Source organism: Chlorobaculum sp. 24CR (assembly GCF_004118635.1).
Taxonomy (GTDB): Bacteria; Bacteroidota; Chlorobiia; order Chlorobiales; family Chlorobiaceae; genus Chlorobaculum.
The window spans coordinates 1-330 of record NZ_SDGU01000116.1; the positions used below are offsets into that span (position 1 = coordinate 1).

Below are 330 nucleotides of genomic sequence, written 5' to 3' on the forward strand. Positions count from 1 at the left end.
GAACAGCTCGAAGCGGAGTACGACGCGGTGTTTATCGGCGTTGGCGCTCAGAAAGGACGCGGCCTGCCCGTGGCGGGCTTCGACGGAACGCCCGGAGCGACCAACGCCATCGACTTCCTGAAAAGCTACGAAGTGCTCGGCGACGACGTGCCGGTCGGCAAGCACGTGGTGGTCATTGGCGACGGCAACGTGGCGATGGACGTCGCGCGCCTCGCCCTGCGGCTCGGCTCGCAAGCCTCGATCATCTCCGGCGTGCCGCGCGAAGAGATGGCCTGCTTCGAGAACGAATACGACGACGCGAAGAAAGAGGGCGCGACGATGTACTTCCAG

Annotated in this window: 1 protein-coding gene; it reads left to right on the forward strand. The window is 64.8% G+C overall.

The features are described 5' to 3' along the window. Positions 1-330, forward strand: a 330-nt coding sequence (locus EST62_RS13270; RefSeq protein WP_167599374.1) for an FAD-dependent oxidoreductase, incomplete at both ends; no start/stop codon positions are given.